General features: G+C 71.1%; 10 protein-coding genes. 8 read left to right on the top strand and 2 right to left on the bottom strand.

The annotated features are described in order from the left end of the window. The first annotated feature begins 329 nt into the window (after window positions 1-329). The 6 genes from ACFYO5_RS04185 to ACFYO5_RS04160 all read left to right on the top strand — a co-directional run bounded on the left by ACFYO5_RS04185 (window position 330) and on the right by ACFYO5_RS04160 (window position 9,735). Window positions 330-1,445 (top strand): DegT/DnrJ/EryC1/StrS family aminotransferase, encoded by a 1,116-nt coding sequence (locus ACFYO5_RS04185; RefSeq protein WP_356559748.1) that lies wholly within the window; start codon window positions 330-332, stop codon window positions 1,443-1,445. After that, window positions 1,442-2,458, top strand: coding sequence for a Gfo/Idh/MocA family oxidoreductase (locus ACFYO5_RS04180; protein WP_356559747.1), 1,017 nt, complete (start codon window positions 1,442-1,444; stop codon window positions 2,456-2,458). The genes ACFYO5_RS04185 and ACFYO5_RS04180 overlap by 4 nt, the downstream gene beginning before the upstream one ends. Window positions 2,459-2,541: 83 nt before the next feature. Next, window positions 2,542-5,127, top strand: a complete 2,586-nt coding sequence (locus ACFYO5_RS04175; protein ID WP_388703953.1) for a glycosyltransferase — start codon at window positions 2,542-2,544, stop codon at window positions 5,125-5,127. 20 nt (window positions 5,128-5,147) lie between these two features. Then, window positions 5,148-6,731 carry a glycosyltransferase family 4 protein gene (locus tag ACFYO5_RS04170; protein ID WP_388703950.1) on the top strand — a complete coding sequence of 528 codons (1,584 nt, stop codon included), beginning with the start codon at window positions 5,148-5,150 and terminating at the stop codon, window positions 6,729-6,731. Continuing rightward, entirely contained in the window at window positions 6,728-8,416 is a 1,689-nt protein-coding gene (locus ACFYO5_RS04165) for a glycosyltransferase family 2 protein (protein WP_388703947.1), read from the top strand. The genes ACFYO5_RS04170 and ACFYO5_RS04165 overlap by 4 nt, the downstream gene beginning before the upstream one ends. A 35-nt stretch (window positions 8,417-8,451) precedes the next feature. After that, window positions 8,452-9,735, top strand: coding sequence for a nucleotide sugar dehydrogenase (locus ACFYO5_RS04160; protein WP_388703945.1), 1,284 nt, complete (start codon window positions 8,452-8,454; stop codon window positions 9,733-9,735). A 102-nt stretch (window positions 9,736-9,837) separates the two neighbouring features. Here ACFYO5_RS04160 and ACFYO5_RS04155 read toward each other — a convergent pair whose 3' ends face one another. Together ACFYO5_RS04155 and ACFYO5_RS04150 are read right to left on the bottom strand one after the other, a co-directional pair. Beyond that, a complete protein-coding gene (locus ACFYO5_RS04155; protein WP_388703942.1) occupies window positions 9,838-10,995 on the bottom strand; it encodes an acyltransferase family protein in 1,158 nt (385 codons plus the stop codon). Between the two features lie 122 nt (window positions 10,996-11,117). Continuing rightward, a complete protein-coding gene (locus ACFYO5_RS04150; protein WP_356559741.1) occupies window positions 11,118-11,720 on the bottom strand; it encodes an acyltransferase in 603 nt (200 codons plus the stop codon). A gap of 241 nt (window positions 11,721-11,961) precedes the next feature. Here ACFYO5_RS04150 and ACFYO5_RS04145 point away from each other — a divergent pair, with 241 nt between their 5' ends. Next, a complete protein-coding gene (locus tag ACFYO5_RS04145; protein ID WP_388703939.1) occupies window positions 11,962-13,497 on the top strand; it encodes an FG-GAP repeat domain-containing protein in 1,536 nt (511 codons plus the stop codon). 244 nt (window positions 13,498-13,741) lie between these two features. Then, the gene (locus tag ACFYO5_RS04140; RefSeq protein ID WP_388703936.1) at window positions 13,742-17,380 is read left to right on the top strand and encodes a LamG domain-containing protein; all 3,639 of its coding nucleotides are present in this window, start codon (window positions 13,742-13,744) and stop codon (window positions 17,378-17,380) included. Window positions 17,381-17,507: the final 127 nt, after the last annotated feature.

Below are 17,507 nucleotides of genomic sequence, written 5' to 3'. Positions count from 1 at the left end.
CGCTTGTGAGGGAGCGCACCTCGAGGACTGGTTTCTGTGTGGTAACCCTGGGGAAAATTGCCGTCCCCGTGCTGGTAACGTGAACCGTGGTCTCGGTGGCGACAGCCATGCCCGCCGGGACCGCAGCCGACCAGCACATCCGGCCCTCCGGCTCGGATACGGCTGTATTCCCGCAAGGAACCCTCGGGGGGCGGGTCCTGTGTACAAGCCGTTCGCCCGCCCGAAGGCAGCGGTGAACACCCAGGGATGCGGCCGTGCTGATCTCGACGCGGCCCCTTCCCGACGAAGCACGACGCGCCTTTGAGGTCGCCGTAGAGGAGGGGATGTCGATGACCGACGCCCATGAGTTCATACCGGCCGCCAAGCCTGTGATCGGCGAGGACGAGATCGAGGCCGCGGTCCGCGTGCTGCGCAGCGGCCGTGTCGTCCAGGGGCCCGAGGTGGCCGCCTTCGAGGAGGAGTTCTCGGAGCTGGTCGACGGGCGCCACTGTGTCGCGGTCAACTCCGGCACCTCGGCGCTGCACCTGACGCTGCTGGCCCTGGGGATCGGTCCGGGTGACGAGGTCGTCGTCCCCTCGTTCTCGTTCGCCGCCTCCGCCAACGCGGTGCGCCTGGTGGGCGCGGACGTGGTCTTCGCCGACATCGAAGCCGACAGCTTCTGTCTGGACCCGGCCGCCTTCGAGGCCGCGATCACCCCGCGCACCGCCGCCGTCATGCCCGTCCACCTCTACGGCCACCCGGCCGCGATGGACCGGATCATGGCGATCGCGCAGCAGCACGGCGTCGCCGTCGTCGAGGACGCCTGCCAGGCCCACTCGGCCGCGCTGCACGGCACGCCGGTCGGCGCGTTCGGCGCCGCCGGCACTTTCAGCTTCTACCCGACGAAGAACATGCACAGCCTCGAGGGCGGCATGATCTCCACGGGTGACGCGGAGGTCGCCCGGACCCTGCGCCTGCTGCGCAACCAGGGCATGGAGCAGCGGTACGCCAACGAGATCGTCGGCGCGAACGTGCGGATGACGGACGTGTCCGCCGCGATCGGCCGCGTGCAGCGCGCCAAGCTCGGCGGCTGGACCGAGCAGCGCATCGCCAACGCCACCTACCTCACCGAGCACATCACCGCCCCGAACGTGGTGACGCCCACGGTTCCCGAGGGCGCTCGCCACGTGTACCACCAGTACACCGTGCGGATCCGGGGCGACCGCGACGCGGCCATGGCCAAGCTGACCGAGGCCGGCATCGGCAACGCGGTGTACTACCCCACCCCGATCCACCGGCTCAAGCCGTACTGGGAGCCGGACCAGAAGGCGGGCCGCTCCTGGGACCTGCCGGAGACGGAGCGGGCGGCCGCGGAGGTCGTGTCGCTGCCGGTGCACCCCGCGCTGTCGGCGCAGGACCTGGAGCGCATCGTGACCGCCGTGAACGCGCTGGGAGAGCAGCTGTGACCAAGCCTCTGCGGGCCGGACTCGTCGGCCTCGGCTCGATGGGACGTCACCACGCCCGTGTCCTGGCGGGTCTGGACGGCGTCGACTTCGTCGGCGTCGTGGACCCGATGGGCGACAAGTTCGGTGCCGCGCAGGGCGTACCGGTCCTGAACACGGTCGAGGAACTGATCGCGCTCGGTGTGGACTACACGGTCGTGGCCTGCCCCACCCATCTGCACGAGGAAGTCGGTCTGGCGCTCGCCGCGGCCGGCGTCTGCGCGCTGATCGAGAAGCCGGTCGCCGACACCGTCGAGGGCGCCCGCCGCCTCGTGGAGGCCTTCGAGTCGCGCGGCCTGGTGGCCGGCGTGGGTCACATCGAGCGGTGCAACCCGGCACTGCGCTCGCTGCGCGCCCGTCTGGAGGCCGGCGAGCTGGGTGACGTCTACCAGGTCGTCACCCGCCGCCAGGGGCCGTTCCCGCACCGCATCGCCGACGTCGGCGTGGTCAAGGACCTGGCCACGCACGACATCGACCTCACCGGCTGGGTGACGGGCAGTCAGTACGTGTCCATCGCCGCGCACACCGTCTCCAAGAGCGGCCGTGAGCACGAGGACATGGTCTCCGCGGTCGGCCGCCTGGCCGACGGCACCATGGTCAACCACCTGGTCAACTGGCTGAGCCCGCTCAAGGAGCGGTTCACCTCGGTCACCGGTGAGCGCGGCTGCTTCATCGCCGACACCCTCACCGCCGACCTGACCTTCCACTCCAACGCGGCGGTCACCACCGAGTGGGAGGCCCTCCAGGCCTTCCGCGGCGTCTCCGAGGGCGACATGATCCGCTACGCCATCCCGAAGCGCGAGCCGCTCCAGGTGGAGCACGAGCTGTTCCGGGACGCGGTCCTCGGCGAGCCCGCCGACATCTGCACCCTGCGGCAGGGCATGCGCACGGTGGAGGTCGCGGCCGCGGTTCTCGCTTCGGCGACCAACGGCGGTACCGTCAATATCGAACCGGTTGAGCACGTGGCTGCCCGATAGCTTCCGGTGCGCGCCACTGCCACCCGCCGGCCCCCCCTGCAACAGGGGGGGCCGCGCTCCTGTACCCCCGGAGGAAGTACGTAATGGAATCCCCTGCCCGCAGGCCGAGGATCGCAGTGATCGTCGCCAACGGCATCACGGGCGACTCCCGTGTCCAGAAGACAGCCGTCGCCGCGGCCCGAGACGGCTGGGACGTGACGCTGATCGGCCGGAGCGACACCAAGCGCGTCCAGCGGTCGAAGATGGGGCCGATCGACGTCATCCGGGTGCCGGTGAGCGCGGACTACCTGCGTGGTGTGAAGGTGCGCCGGGAGCGGTCCCTGCGGGCCGCGGCCACCCAGTTCCACCTGCCGGACCAGGCGGCTCTGAACCGTTACACGGCGGAGTACCGCGCCTGGGTCCGGCAGAAGTCGGCCGAGAGCAACTGGGCCAGCGCGCCGCGCCGTACGTCGATCAAGGCGGTGCTGCGGGCGCGCCGCTCGGTCCACCGGCTGCGGGTCCAGGCGTACAAGTGGGAGCAGCGGCGCAAGTCCAAGGACGACCTGGCCGGGGACTGGCGCGTCGACTGGCCGCAGGTGGTCGATCTGGACCTCGCCTTCGGCCCGGTGATCGAGGAACTCGAACCGGACGTCATCCACGCCAACGACGTGACGATGATCGCGACGGCCGCGCTCAGCGCCGCCCGGCTGCGCGCCCGGGGCCTTAAGTGCGCCTGGCTGTACGACGCGCACGAGTACATCAAGGGCGTGGAGTGGCCACACCCCCGCCAGGCCTACGCGCTGCCCGCGGTGGAGGCCGAGTTCATCGGCCGCGCCGACGCCGTCGTCACCGTCTCCAGCCAGATGGCGGAGCTGCTGAAGCAGGACCACGGGCTGCCGAAGGCGCCGCTGGTGGTGGGCAACGCGCCGGTGCGCGAGGTGATCGGCGGCGGCACGTCCGCCTCGTCGGTGCGCGCGGCCTGCGGTCTGGGCCCCGAGGTGCCGCTGATGGTCTACTCGGGCTGGATCGGCCCGGAGCGTGGCGTGGACGCCGTCATCGACGGCCTGCCGCAGCTGCCCGATTTCCATCTCGCCCTGGTGCACGGCCGGATGACACCCCTGCTGGAGCAACTCCTCGCACGGTCCGAGGCCTTGGGCGTCCGTGACCGGATCCACCTGGTGCCGTACGTGCCGCAGCACGAGGTGGCCGACTACCTCTCCTCCGCCGACCTCGGCCTCACCCCCTTCCGGCGCGTCCCCAACTGCGAGGTGTCGCTGCCGACGAAGGTCTCCGAGTACCTCCAGGCCGGGCTGCCGCTGGTCACCAGCGACGTCAAGGTCATCAAGGCGTACGTGGAGGAGCGCGGCCTGGGCGAGGTGTGGACCTGGGACGACCCCAAGACCTTCGCCGAGGCGGCCGCTCGCGCCATGGAGAACCGCGGCAAGCTGGCCGCCGCGATCACCGAGGACGTCCTCACCGACCTGTCCTGGGAGGCGCAGAGCGCCAAGCTGTTGCAGCTGTACCGGGACCTGTCGAAGAAGACCCCGCCGGGCCCCCGGCCCGAGGTGTCCTGGACGGTGCAGGAGACCCCCGAGGCGGTGCGCAAGGCCGACAACACCGGTGCCGACGGACGGCCGCTGTGGCGCAAGCTCGGCGACACCCGGGTCCGGCTCGGCCTGGGCCCCGCCAACTACGCGGGCCAGGGTGCCGCGTTCGCGCAGGCCGTCACGCGCCTCAACCCGGACGTGTCCGCCGAGGTCGTGATGAACAAGCGGCCGGAGTCCTTCGACTACCCGGCCGACGTGTACGTGGACGCGGACCGGCTGCGCGACCTCGACGTGCAGGTGCAGCAGATGGAGCGGGTCATCGGCCGCTTCACCCACCTGCTGGTCGACGCCTTCATGCCGGTGTTCGGGCACCTCAACGGCACCAACATCGCCGGTGACCTCGACGCCCTGAAGCAGGCCCGGATCAAGGTGGCACTGCTCGCCCACGGCAGCGAGATCCGGCACCCCGCCGACCACATGGCGCGCCATCCGTTCTCCCTGTTCCACGACGCCCCCGACGGCATCGCCAAGCGGCTCCAGGCCAAGGTCGAGGTGAACAAGCGGATAGCGGCCGAGGCCGGACTGCCGCTCTACGTCACCACGCCCGACCTCCTGGAGGACCTGCCGACGGCCAAGTGGCTGCCGCTGGTCGTGGACGTCGACAAGTGGGCCACCGACCGCCCGGTCATGGAGCGCGAGCGGCCGCTGGTGCTGCACGCCCCGTCGAAGCGGTGGACCAAGGGCACCGACCGGATCATGCCGGTGCTCACCGAGCTGCACGACAGGGGCGTCATCGAGTTCCGGCTCGCCGAGGGCATCCCCTGGGCCGAGATGCGCGAACTGGTGCAGAGCTGCGACCTGGTCCTCGACCAGTTCACCACCGGCAGCTACGGCACCTTCGCCGTGGAGGCGATGGCGGCCGGCAAGCCCGTCGTGGCGTACATCAGCGACAGCGTGAAGCGCGCCACCGACGGTGCCCTGCCCATCGTCAACGCCACCCCGGAGACTCTCCGCGAGGTCCTGGAGGGGCTCGTCGGTGACCCCGAGGGCACGGCCCGGATCGGCGCGAGGTCCCTGGAGTTCGCCCGCACCTACCACGACGGCACATGGACCGCCCAGGTCCTGAGCGATTTCCTGAAGTGACCGGTTCAGAAAGGCTGTTCATGGAAGCGCAGCGCACCGACGCGCCCCGCCCGACCAAGGGCCGGGTCGTCATGCTGGTCGACAACAAGGTCGACGGCGACTCGCGCGTGCAGAAGGCCGCGGAGTCGGCGGCGGCCGCGGGCTGGGACGTGGTGCTCCTCGGCCTCGTCCGTTCCGGCAACGGGCGTACCTGGAAGCTCGGTGACGCCGAGGTCCGGCTGCTGCCGCTGAAGACCCCGCTGGCCAAGCGGCATGCCGAGCGGCACCGCTCGCCGCTGCGCCGTCCGCTCGCCTACCCGCCGGGGCCGCTGGCGGCCTACCGGCGGCAGTGGGCCAAGGCGTGGCGCGCGGACCTCGCCGCCCGCCGGGCCGCCCTGAAGGTGGCACCGCAGGCCGTGGGCAGTCCGCTGTTCCGACGGGTCGAGAAACTGCGCCTCGTGGTGGCCGGACCCGTCTCCAGGTTCATGCAGAAGTGGATCGAGTTCCGGGCCCGCCAGAGCAGCCAGGCGCAGAAGGCGGGCCGTGCTCTGCGCGGGCCCGTGGACCGCGCCTTCACGGCCCTGTGGAGGGCGGCCAAGGGCAGGCGTGCCTGGCGTCGCCTGGAGCCCGTGCTGTGGGACTACGAGCTGACCTACGGCAAGGAGATCGACGCCCTCAAGCCCGATCTCATCCACGCCAACGACTTCCGGATGCTGGGGGTCGGCGCCCGTGCCGCGGTGCGGGCCCGTGCCGCCGGCCGGTCGGTCAAGCTGGTGTGGGACGCCCACGAGTTCCTGCCCGGGGTGCGTCCCTGGGAGGACAACGCCCACTGGATTCCCGGCAACACCGCGCACGAGAGCGAGTACGCCCCGTTCGCCGACGCCGTGGTCACCGTCTCCGACGGGCTGGCCGACCTGCTGGTGGAACGCCACGGGCTGAAGGAACAGCCGACCGTGGTCCTCAACGCCCCCGATCGTCCCGTCGAGCGGGACCCGGTGCTCGAGGACAGCGAGCCGGAGCCGGACCTGCGCGCCCTGTGCGGCATCGGACCGGACGTCCCGCTGGTCGTCTACAGCGGCTCGCCCGGCCCGCAGCGCGGCCTCGGTGACATGGTGGAGGCCCTGCCGAAGCTGGACGGCGTCCACATGGCGTTCGTCGTGCCGGCGCCGGCCGCCGGCTACATACAGGGGCTGCTGCGCCGTGCGCAGGAGCTGGGGGTGGGCGACCGGCTGCACGCGGTGCCGTACGTCAAGCACTGGCAGGTGGTCCGCTTCCTGGCCGCCGCGAACGTGGGCTGCATCCCGATCCACCACTGGCCGAACCACGAGATCGCCCTGATCACGAAGTTCTTCGAGTACTCCCACGCGCGGCTGCCGCTGGTGGTCAGCGATGTGAAGACCATGTCCGAGGTCACCCGGTCCACGGGACAGGGCGAGGTCTGCCGGGCCGAGGACGTCGACGATCTGGCCCGCGCCATCAAGGCCGTACTGGCCGAGCCGGAGAAGTACACGGCCGCCTACGACAAGCCCGGCCTGCTCGACGCCTGGACGTGGGAGGCGCAGGCCGAGGTGCTGGACGGGCTGTACAGCCGGTTGGTGTCGAGATCCTCGAAGGCGGGTTCATGAACGGGGCCGTTCCCGACGTCACTGTCGTCGTCGCCGTCTACAACACGATGCCGTACCTGACGGAGTGCCTGAACTCGCTCGTCGGGCAGAGCATCGGGCGTGACCGGCTGGAGATCGTCGCCGTCGACGACGGCTCCACCGACGACAGCGGCCGCGAACTCGACCGGTTCGCGGCGCAGTACCCGGACACCGTCAAGGTGCTCCACCAGGCGAACTCCGGTGGTCCGGCCGCGCCCAGCAACAGGGCGCTGGAGGTGGCCACCGGCCGGTACGTGTACTTCATAGGCTCCGACGACTACCTCGGCGAGGAGGCCCTGGAGCGCATGGTGACGTGCGCCGACCGGAACGACTCGGACGTCGTGGTCGGCAAGATGGTCGGCACCAACGGCCGGTACGTCCATCAGGCGCTGTACAAGGAGAACAACCCGGACGTCAGCCTGTACGACTCGGCGCTGCCGTTCACCCTGGCCAACACCAAGCTGTTCCGCCGGGAGCTCGTCGAGAAGCACAAGCTGCGCTTCCCGGAGCACCTTCCGGTGGGCAGTGACCAGCCGTTCACCATAGAGGCGTGCGTGCGCGCCCGGAAGATCTCGGTGGTGGCCGACTACATCTGCTACTTCGCGGTCAAGCGGGGCGACGCCAGCAACATCACCTACCGCGCCGACCATCTGGCACGGCTGCGGGCCGCGGCGGAGATCATGGACTTCACCGCCGGGCTCATTCCGGCGGGTCCGGAGCGGGACGCGGTTCTGCGCCGGCACTTCACGTGGGAGCTGGCCAAGCTCGTCCAGGACGACTTCCCGGCCCTCGACCGTGAGTTGCAGCGGCAGCTCTGCGCGGGCATCGCGCGGCTCGCCGACACCTACTTCACCGACGGCATCCGCGACGCCATGGACGTCACGCGCCGGGTGCGCATCGCGCTGGCCCGCGCGGGGGCGATCGACGCGCTGTCCGAGGCGATCAGCGCCGAGCGGGAACACGGGGCGCCGCCGTTCGTCGTCGAGGGCGGGCGCGCCTACGCCCGCTACCCCGGCTTCCGTGACCCGGCCGTCGGGCTCGCCGACCGCGTCTACGAGCTGATCGAGGAGTCCGTCCCGGGCCGCCTGGCCCAGGGCACCGAGTTGCTCGCCTCCGACTGGGAGCAGCAGGGCGAAGGGCTCGTCTACACGGCGTCCGTGCGGGTGCCCGTGGTCGGGCAGGTCGACGGGGCCGGTGCGGTGCTGCGGCTGGCCAGGGGCGCCATGCCCAAGTCGGCGGACAAGCCGGGCGCCCGCCGTCTCAAGGTGGATCACGCGCTGCCGGCCCCGGCCGGTGAGATGCGGGTGGAGCCGGCCCAGGACGGCGCGGCCAGTGTGCTGCACGCCCGGGTGCCGCTGGAGTACGTCACCGCCAAGCGGGGCGTCCGGGTCTATCTGGACCTCGCCGGCCGGACGTACGAGATCCCGGTGCGCGGTGCGGGGCTGCCCATGCCGCTGGCCCGGCGATGGGGCCGGGACGACGATCCGTACCGGGCGTCTGCCATCGTGAACGACAAGGGGCGTGTGGTGATCGACACGGCCCAGCTGTATCCCCCGAAGAGGACTTTGGTGCGGCAGGCGCTCGGGCGTCTGGCGCGGAAGGTGAAGTCCCGCTCCGTCGGCTCGAAGTCGAACGGTTCCAAGAAGTCGAAGTCGAACGGTTCCTGAAGCCGAACGGTTCCAGAAGGAAGTAGCCACCGTCCATGAACATCTGTGTAGTAGCGCTCGGCAAGATCGGCCTTCCGCTGGCCGTGCAGTTCGCGTCCAAGGGCCACCGGGTCATCGGCGCGGACGTCAACGAGAAGGTCGTCGAGCTGGTCAACGCCGGTGTCGAGCCCTTCCCGGGTGAGCACGACCTCGATGTCAAGCTCAAGCAGGCGGTCGACGCCGGGCTGCTGAGCGCGACGACGGACACCGCGTCCGCGGTCGCCGAGTCGGAGGCCGTCGTCGTGGTCGTGCCGCTGTTCGTCGACGCCGAGGGCGTGCCGGACTTCGGCTGGATGGACGCCGCGACGAAGGCGATCGCCCAGGGTCTGAAGCCGGGCACGCTCGTCTCGTACGAGACGACGCTGCCGGTCGGCACCACGCGCACCCGCTGGGCGCCGATGCTGGCCGAGGGTTCGGGCCTGACCGCCGGTGAGGACTTCCACCTGGTGTTCTCCCCGGAGCGCGTCCTGACCGGGCGGGTCTTCGCCGACCTGCGCCGCTACCCGAAGCTGGTCGGCGGCATCGACGAGGCGTCGAGCGCCCGCGGTGTGGAGTTCTACGAGCAGGTCCTCGACTTCGACGAGCGGGCCGACCTGCCGCGCGCCAACGGTGTGTGGGACCTGGGCACCGCCGAGGCCTCCGAGCTGGCCAAGCTCGCCGAGACCACCTACCGGGACGTCAACATCGGTCTGGCGAACCAGTTCGCCCGCTTCGCCGACAGCAACGGCATCGACGTCAAGAAGGTCATCGAGGCCTGCAACTCGCAGCCGTACAGCCACATCCACCAGCCCGGCATCGCCGTCGGCGGGCACTGCATCCCGATCTACCCGCGGATGTACCTGTGGAACGACCCGGCCGCGACCGTCGTGCGTTCCGCGCGTGAGGCGAACGCCGCGATGCCGGAGTACGCCGTCGACCTGCTGGCCGCCGCCTACGGCGACCTGACGGGGGTCAACGTGCTGGTGCTGGGCGCCGCCTACCGCGGTGGCGTCAAGGAGACCGCGTTCTCGGGCGTGTTCCCGACCGTCGAGGCGCTCAGGGCGCGCGGCGCGGTCCCGTTCGTCTCGGACCCGATGTACACGGCCGAGGAGCTGGCGGCGCACGGTCTCACCCCGCACGTGGGCGAGAAGGTCACGGCCGCGATCCTCCAGGCCGACCACGCCGAGTACCGTTCCCTGACCCCGGCCGACCTGCCGGACGTCACGGTCCTGGTCGACGGTCGCCGTACGACCGACGCGGAGGCCTGGAAGGGCGTCCGGCGGGTCGTCATCGGCGGCTGACACACTCGGCCGGACTCACCGAACGGGGGAAGGGCCCGGCACCACCGACCGGTGGTGCCGGGCCCTTCCCCCGTTCTCTCGTGCGGCGTTTCGCGGAGCGGATCAGCCGCGGGCCGGCGGGGTGTGCCTGCCGGACTCCTTGGCCAGGCGGTTGCGCAGCCACCGCTGGGACGGCTTCTCCACGAACCGGTGGACGAGCCACGCCAGGACGACCAGCACGGCGGTGGTGGCGGCCAGGGTGGCCCACCCGCCCAGGTGACCGCCGCCGTAGAGCTTGCGGATCATGGCCCAGCCCAGTTCCTCGTGGATCAGGTAGAGCGGGTACACCAGAGCGCCGGCCGTGGTCAGCCACTTCCACTCGAGCCGGTCGAACTTGTGCAGGGCGACGGCGAGGACCACCACGTAGAAGACGGTGACCAGGGCGAGGGCGACGTAGGGCTCACGGTCCATGCCCTGGGCGTCGCGCACGTGGTCCGCGTGCTGGATGAGGTCGCTCTGCATCACCAGCCAGCCCGCGGCGAGCAGGCCCCACAGCTTGAGGTCGGGCCCGAACCGGTACATCAGGTACATCGCGATGCCGGAGACGAACAGCGCGGTGTTCAGGGGCTGGGCGAAGATGCCGACCAGCGGGATCTCGTCCTTCTGCACCAGGACGCTCGCGAGCAGCCACAGCCAGCAGAAGACGGAGACCCGGACGTAGTCCAGCCCTTTCCAGATCACCACCAGGAAGATCAGGTAGAAGGTGAGTTCCACCCACAGCGTCCAGTAGGCGCCGACCAGGTGCCGGGCCGAGAGCGGCGCCTGGACCATGGTGAGGTTCGTCAGCGACTCGCTGAAGCTGGGCGCCTTGCGCTCGCCGTCGGGCAGTCCGCGCCAGACGAGGACGGCGACGACGACCGAGAACCAGTAGGCGGGGAAGAGGCGGAGGAAGCGGGCCTGGACGAACTGGCCGGGGGTGCGGCCCCAGGCGGACAGGCAGATGACGAAGCCGCTGATGATGAAGAACAGCTGGACGCCGTAGGAGCCGTACGAGGTGTACGGGAAGATCGACGGGAACAACGCCTTCGGGTTGATGCCCCAGTTGGCCTTGGTCGCCGCGTCCACTCCGGTGAAGTGGAAGAGCATCACGGAGAGCGCCGCCACGACACGCAGCGCGTCCAGCGCGTAGAGCCGCGGGGCCCGTGCGGGCGCGGGCTCGGGGGCGTCGTCGGAGCCGGCCGCGTCCTGGGGGGCCGGGACCTTGACGTCGGTCTGAGACATGGTGTCGTCCTCGTTGGGTGTCCTGGGCGTCCCGCCGCGTGGTCCGGGCGCCGTCACGGGCTGGAGGACCGAGGGGCCCGGGGTGTCCCGGGCCGGTTCCCACCCTCCTGGTGCTGCTGGGCTCACTCCGAGTCGGTGAGCGTTCCCTCGGCCGTCTCGCGGTAGAGGCGGCCGGACTTCGGGCACTCCCACACCCCGGCCCGGTCCTCGCGCGGGACCAGCCGGACGCCCTCGTGGCCGACCCAGCCGATCTGCCGGGCGGGGACGCCGACGACCAGGGCGAAGTCGGGGACGTCCTTGGTGACGACGGCGCCGGCCGCCACCATGGCCCACCGGCCGATCTGGATCGGGGCGACGCACACCGAACGCGCGCCGATGGAGGCGCCGTCGGCGATCCTCACGCCGACGGCCTCCCAGTCGCCGCCCCGCTTCTGCTTGCCCTCGGGGTCCACGGAACGGGGGTTGTGGTCGTTCGTCAGAACCACTGCGGGGCCGATGAAGACACCGTCGCCCAGCTCGGCCGGCTCGTACACCAGCGCGTAGTTCTGGAGCTTGCAGTTGTCGCCCATGCGCACGCCGGTGCCGACGTAGGCGCCACGGCCGATCACGCAGCCCTCGCCGAGACGGGCGCCCTCGCGGACCTGTGCGAGGTCCCAGACGCTGCTGCCGGCGCCGATCTCGGCGGTGTCGTCGACCTGAGCGCTGGGCTGGACCCTGTAGTTCACTTCGATGCCTTCCGGTGTCTGACGTCCGGGCGAGCATACGGGGATCGGTCCGTGGCCCGCAGACGCGGTGCACGACAGCTCTGGCATATGCCACGGAGCGTGAAGCCGGTGTGCGATTCCTGTGATTCTTGTCATGTTCTGGTGGTCCAGTCACCTATTGCATGGCCACGTCACGCACAGCGATGATCCATGGGTCTTTCTTTAGATCTTCTTTAGCTGCGGGGGCAGGACTGTGTTGACCGTGAGGAGAACGTGGCGGCACAGCGCTGCCGCGCTGGTGACCGGGACGCTGCTGGTCTGGGGGCTCGGAGCGGGCGGCACACCGGCCGCCGCCGCGGTCGCCTGTCCGTCCGGGATCGACTCGGACTTCAACGGGGACGGCGTCCGGGACACGGCGATCGCCGACCCGGAGGCGACCGTCGACGGCGTGCCGAAGGCCGGCGCGGTGCACATCGTCTACGGCGGCGGCAAAGGCACCCTGACGGTCTCCCAGGCACCCGCCGAGGTGCCGGGCGCGCCCGAGGCGGGTGACCGGTACGGCACCTCGCTGGCCGTCTACGACGCCGACCTCGACGGCTGCAGCGACCTGGCGGTCGGCATTCCGTACGAGGACCTCGACACCGTGCCCGACGCCGGACTGGTGCAGGTGCTCTACGGCTCCACGAGCGGACTGAACGGCGGCGGCAAGGCCGTCAAGGAGTGGCTCCAGGGCGCCGAGAAGACGCTGGGCGGCGGCGCGGAGGCCGAGGACTGGGTCGGTTACGCGCTCGCGGCCGGCAAGACCTCGGCCGGCACGCCGTACCTGCTGATCGGTGACCCCGGCGAGTCGATCGGCACCCTCGAGGACGCGGGCGGCTTCTACTACATCAGCGGCACCGCGCAGACGGCCACCCTGACCCACCAGGACACCGAGACCGCCGGTGCCGTGGCCGGCGCCGCGGAACAGGACGACCGCTTCGGCTCCACCCTCGCCGCGACCCCGACCCACTTCGCCGTCGGCACGCCCGGCGAGGCGGTCGGCACCACGACCTACGCCGGCGGGGTGGCCTACTTCAGCCACACCCTCACCTCCGGCTACCCCAAGCCGCTCGGCGGACTCGCCCAGGACCAGGACGAGATCAGCGGCGCCGAGGAGGTCGGCGACCAGTTCGGCGACGCGCTCGCCATGGTCCCCTACCGGGCCTCCGGCGCCACCTCCACCACCGAGTCGCTGCTCGTGGTCGGCGTTCCCGGCGAGGACCTGTCGACGACCGTCGACGCGGGCGCCGTCCAGGTGTTCAAGCTCGCCGCCAACGGCACGTTCACCCAGCTTGCCTGGATCGACCAGAACACCGCCGACGTGGAGCAGGAGTCCGAGGCCGGCGACTTCTTCGGCAAGCGGGTCGCCGCCGTCAACACCTCCCCGAACGCCACCTCCACGGCCACCACCACCCGCCTCGCCATCGGCGTGCCGGGCGAGGAGTCGTCCGAGGAGCACGCGGAGAAGGGCGGCGTCCACATCGTCCCGCTGGTCGGCGCGCCCGGCGCCTCCGACCAGTGGATCGACCCCGGCTACGGCCTGCCGGGCACTCCCGCCCCGCGCCAGCTCGCCGGCCTCTCCCTGGCCGCCACCCCCTCGCTCCTCTACGTCGGCATGCCCTACGGCCCCGCCGAGGCCCGCGGAGTCCACGGCTTCCCGTGGAACGTGACCTCCGGCGGCGCACCGACGGTGACGATCAAGCCCGGTGAGGGCGGAGTCCCGGCCGACGGCGTGGCCTTCGGCGCGACCGTCCGCTGACGGCACCCACGCGGTGGCCGGCCCGGAAACGTCCGGCCGCCGCGCCCTCACCCCACCCTGACGAGCCGCGCACGGCTTCCCGTGTGAACGGGCCGGCGCGCAGACCCCGGGCACGGCGAGGGCGGCACCCCCTTCATGGCGGCGCTCCGCTGCCGGCCCGCCGACCGCGGGCCCGGCGCGCCGAACCGGTGCCGGTGATCCCTCGACTTCCCAGACAGACACGAACCGACGGGAGAGTGGACGCGTGTCCGCAGACAGACCCAGACCGATACGGCGCGGCCTCGCGCTGCGCGCCGCCGTCGCGGCAGCCGTCACCGGCGCCGTGGTGGCCGGCGCCGCCGCGCTCCCCAACGGCGGCGGACCCGACCAGGGCCCCGCCCCCGTCTCGGCCGACCAGCCGCTGGTCACCGAGCAGCAGGCCATGGCCTCCGCGAAGGACAGCGGCAAGCGGGCCGAGGTCGTCGGGCTGCGCACCGAGCGCAGGGAGATCTTCGCCGAGCCCGACGGCACCTTCACGGCCCGCGAGTACACCGAGCCCGTCCGCACCGTCCAGGGCGGCAAGTGGGTCTCCGTCGACCCGACGCTCGTCAGGCACGCCGACGGCACCTGGGGGCCGAAGGCCGCCACCGTCGACCTGGCCTTCTCCGCCGGACAGGCGGGCAAGCCCTTCGTCACGATGCGCCGCGCCGGCCGTGAGTTCGCCCTGACCTGGCCGTACGGCAAGCTGCCGGCGCCCGCCGTCGACGGCGACACGGCCACCTACGCCGAGGTCCTGCCCGGCGTCGACCTGACCGTACGGGCGGAGGCGGACGGCTTCGGTCATCTGATCGTCGTCAAGACGCCCGAGGCGGCGGCCGATCCCCGGCTGGCCCGGCTCGACCTCGGCATGACCACCGACGGCCTCAAGGTCGCGGAGGACGCCACCGGCGCGATCCTCGCCGAGGACGCCGCCGTCGGCGGCACCGTCTTCCAGGCCGGCAAGCCCGCGATGTGGGACTCGGCGGCGGTCGAGGAGACCGCCGCGCGCAAGCAGGGCCCGAAGGCGGTCGCGAAGGCGCTGAAGTCGGCGACCGCGGGCGCGGCCGACACGAGCACCGCCACCCCCGGACCGCAGGCCGCCCCCGAGCCCGCCCTCGAAGGCCCCGGCGGCGGCGGCCGGGTGGCCCCGCTCGGCGTCGAGGTCGGCAAGGACAAGCTGAGCCTCGTCCCCGACCAGAAGCTCCTCAAGGGTGAGGACACCGTCTTCCCCGTCGTCATCGACCCGATCCAGCGCACCACCTCGCGCACCGCCTGGACCGGCGTCATGTCCGGGATGCCCGGCGAGCAGGACTGGAAGTACTCGGGCAGCGCGGGCGTCGGCAAGTGCCCCACCGACTACAACCCGGTCTCCTGCAACGGCGTCGGCACCCGCCGCGTCATGTTCACGATGCCGCTCTCCTACTACAAGGGGAAGCAGATCCTCGGCGCCACCTTCTCCGCCCGCGTCGAGCACATCTACAGCGCCTCCCCGACCGCCGAGCCCATCCAGCTCTACCGGATCGGCGGCGCGAACTACGGCCTCACCTCGTCCAGCAGCTGGTCCAACACCTCCGACGACTGGGACGACTACCTCCAGACCGTCGACAAGGCGATCTCCCCGACCTCCTGCTCCAGCCAGGCCAACCTGCACTTCGAGAGCGGCGCCACCGGCGAGCTGACCAGCGAGATCAAGACGGCCGCCGCGGGTGGCTGGAACGCGATGACGCTGGGCCTGCGCGCGGCCGACGAGTCCCGCTTCGCGGAGTGGAAGCGGATCTGCGGCAACGCCTACCTGTCGATCAAGTACAACAACCTGCCGCGGCAGATCAAGACGTCCGACATGTCCTCGGACCCGGGCGGGGTGTGCAAGTGGGGCACGAACCGTCCCACCACCGACGTACCGCCGAAGCTCCAGGCCATCGCGAGCGACCCCGACCACGGCAACGGCCAGACCGACAAGGTGAAGGTCCAGTTCAAGGTGGAGTGGGGCGGGAACACCCCGGGCTCCTACACGTACACCACCCCGGACTGGCTCTCCCCGACGACCGGCACCAAGTTCGTGCACACCGTCAAGTCGTCGATCCCGCAGGGCACCACCATCTACTGGAGCGCGCGGGCCTACGACGGTGACGGCTACGGCCCGTGGAGCTCCGAGGGCGACAACCCGCAGCGCTGCGAGTTCACCTACGACAAGACGTGGCCCGGCAAGCCGCTCGTGCTGTCCAAGCAGTACCCGTCCGACACCGTCTACCGCGACGGCGTGGGCACCTACGGCACCTTCACCTTCTCGCCGAACCCGAACGACACCATCCCGGACAACGACGTCGTCAAGTACCAGTACTCCTTCAACGGCGCGGCGATGACCACCCTCACCCCGGCCTCGCCGGGCGGCGCGGTCTCCCTCCAGTGGATGCCGACCCGGTCCGGACGCCAGGTGCTGGAAGTGGTCGCCATCGACAAGGCGGCACACGCCAGCAGCACGCCGTACGACTTCCTGGTGAGCGAGGGCAAGCCGGTCGTCGCCCAGTGGAACCTGGCCGACCAGGCCGGTGACACCGAGGCGCACGACGAGAGCGGCGAGTTCTCCGCGACCGCCGGCACCGCCGTCGCCTTCGGCGCGGACGGCCCCGGCGGCAAGGTCGACAAGGCGGCCCGCTTCGACGGCGGCGCCGAGTCCTACCTCGACGCCGGCGAGACCGTGCTGGACACCGCCAAGAGCTTCAGCGTCAGCGCCTGGGTGCGGCCCACCGCCCTGGACAAGGACATGACGGTGGTCAGCCAGGACGGCACCGGCGAGCCCGGCTTCACCCTCGGCTACGACGCCACCGCGAAGACCTGGAAGTTCTCCGTCCCGGTCAACGACGTGGACTCGCTCGGCGAGTGGAAGGCCGTCTCCACCGGCATCACCGTGGTCAAGGACCAGTGGGTCCTGCTCACCGGCGTGTACGACGCGCAGAAGACCGGCGGCCCGCAGCTCCAGCTCTACATCAACAAGGACCTGAAGGGATCAGCCACCCGGCGCTCCACCTGGAAGTCGTACGGCCCGCTGCAGATCGGCCGCTCGACGGCCAAGAGCGGCTACCGCGACCACTTCACCGGTGACCTCGCCGAGATCCGGGTCTTCGACCGCGTCCTGCCGGCGGCCCAGGTCGCCGAGCTGATGACGATCATGCCGGTTCGCAAGGCCTACTGGCAGCTCGACCAGGCCACCAACGGCGCGGTCGCCGAGACCGGCGGCGGCCAGGCGCTGACCCTCGCGGGCAACGCCTCCATCTACCGCCCGGCCGACCCGCTGTTCGACACGGCCGCCCTGGTCGGCGACGGCAACCTCGTCCTGGACGGCGACGGCGACTACGCGTCCACCGCCACCGCCCCGGTCACCGGCAACAGCAGCTTCACCGTGACCGCCCGCGCCCAGCTCACCTCGCTGGACCCGGAGAAGTCGCAGACGGTGCTGTCCCTGCCGGGCGCCAACGCCAACCGGGTGCAGGTGCGGTACCAGGCGGCGACGCAGCAGTGGGAGCTGGCGGTCGCCAAGACGGACGCGGCCACGGCCCAGATCGTCACCTTCACCGACAATCAGCAACTGGCGGACACCGGTGGCTCCGGCCAGCACCTGGCTGTCGTGTACGACGCCTTCGCCAACTCGATCCGCCTCTACGTCGAGGGCCAGCTCGTCGCCGGCGCCTACGGCACGGACAACACCCTGTGGTCCGCCACCGGCGGTCTCCAGGTGGGCCGTTCGCTGCGCGGAGCGAGCGAGTACTTCGCCGGTGCCATCGACGAGGTCCGCGTGTACAGCGGCGCCGCCGATGTGATCGCGGTCCAGCAGATGAGCCTTCTGGCGGCCGTGCCGGACATGTGACGGCGCGTGGCTTTTGAGGTGTGCCGGGCCCCCCAAGGCCCGGCACACCTGTCCCACGCACCACTTCTCCTTCTCTCATTCCTACGATCAGGAAGTTGCCGATGTTCTTCCGTGGCCGCTCACTGAG

The sequence above is a fragment of the Streptomyces sp. NPDC006259 genome (assembly GCF_042870975.1).
In the GTDB taxonomy this organism is placed as follows: domain Bacteria; phylum Actinomycetota; class Actinomycetes; order Streptomycetales; family Streptomycetaceae; genus Streptomyces.
Note: the sequence above shows the minus strand (reverse complement) of the source record. Positions and strands in the feature narration are given on the sequence as shown.

Coding starts and splice junctions, on each gene's coding strand:
- ACFYO5_RS04155 (WP_388703942.1), bottom strand. CDS start 10,995: ATGTCTCAGACCGACGTCAAGGTCCCGGCCCCCCAGGACGCGGCCGGC.
- ACFYO5_RS04185 (WP_356559748.1), top strand. CDS start 330: ATGACCGACGCCCATGAGTTCATACCGGCCGCCAAGCCTGTGATCGGC.
- ACFYO5_RS04170 (WP_388703950.1), top strand. CDS start 5,148: ATGGAAGCGCAGCGCACCGACGCGCCCCGCCCGACCAAGGGCCGGGTC.
- ACFYO5_RS04160 (WP_388703945.1), top strand. CDS start 8,452: ATGAACATCTGTGTAGTAGCGCTCGGCAAGATCGGCCTTCCGCTGGCC.
- ACFYO5_RS04165 (WP_388703947.1), top strand. CDS start 6,728: ATGAACGGGGCCGTTCCCGACGTCACTGTCGTCGTCGCCGTCTACAAC.
- ACFYO5_RS04175 (WP_388703953.1), top strand. CDS start 2,542: ATGGAATCCCCTGCCCGCAGGCCGAGGATCGCAGTGATCGTCGCCAAC.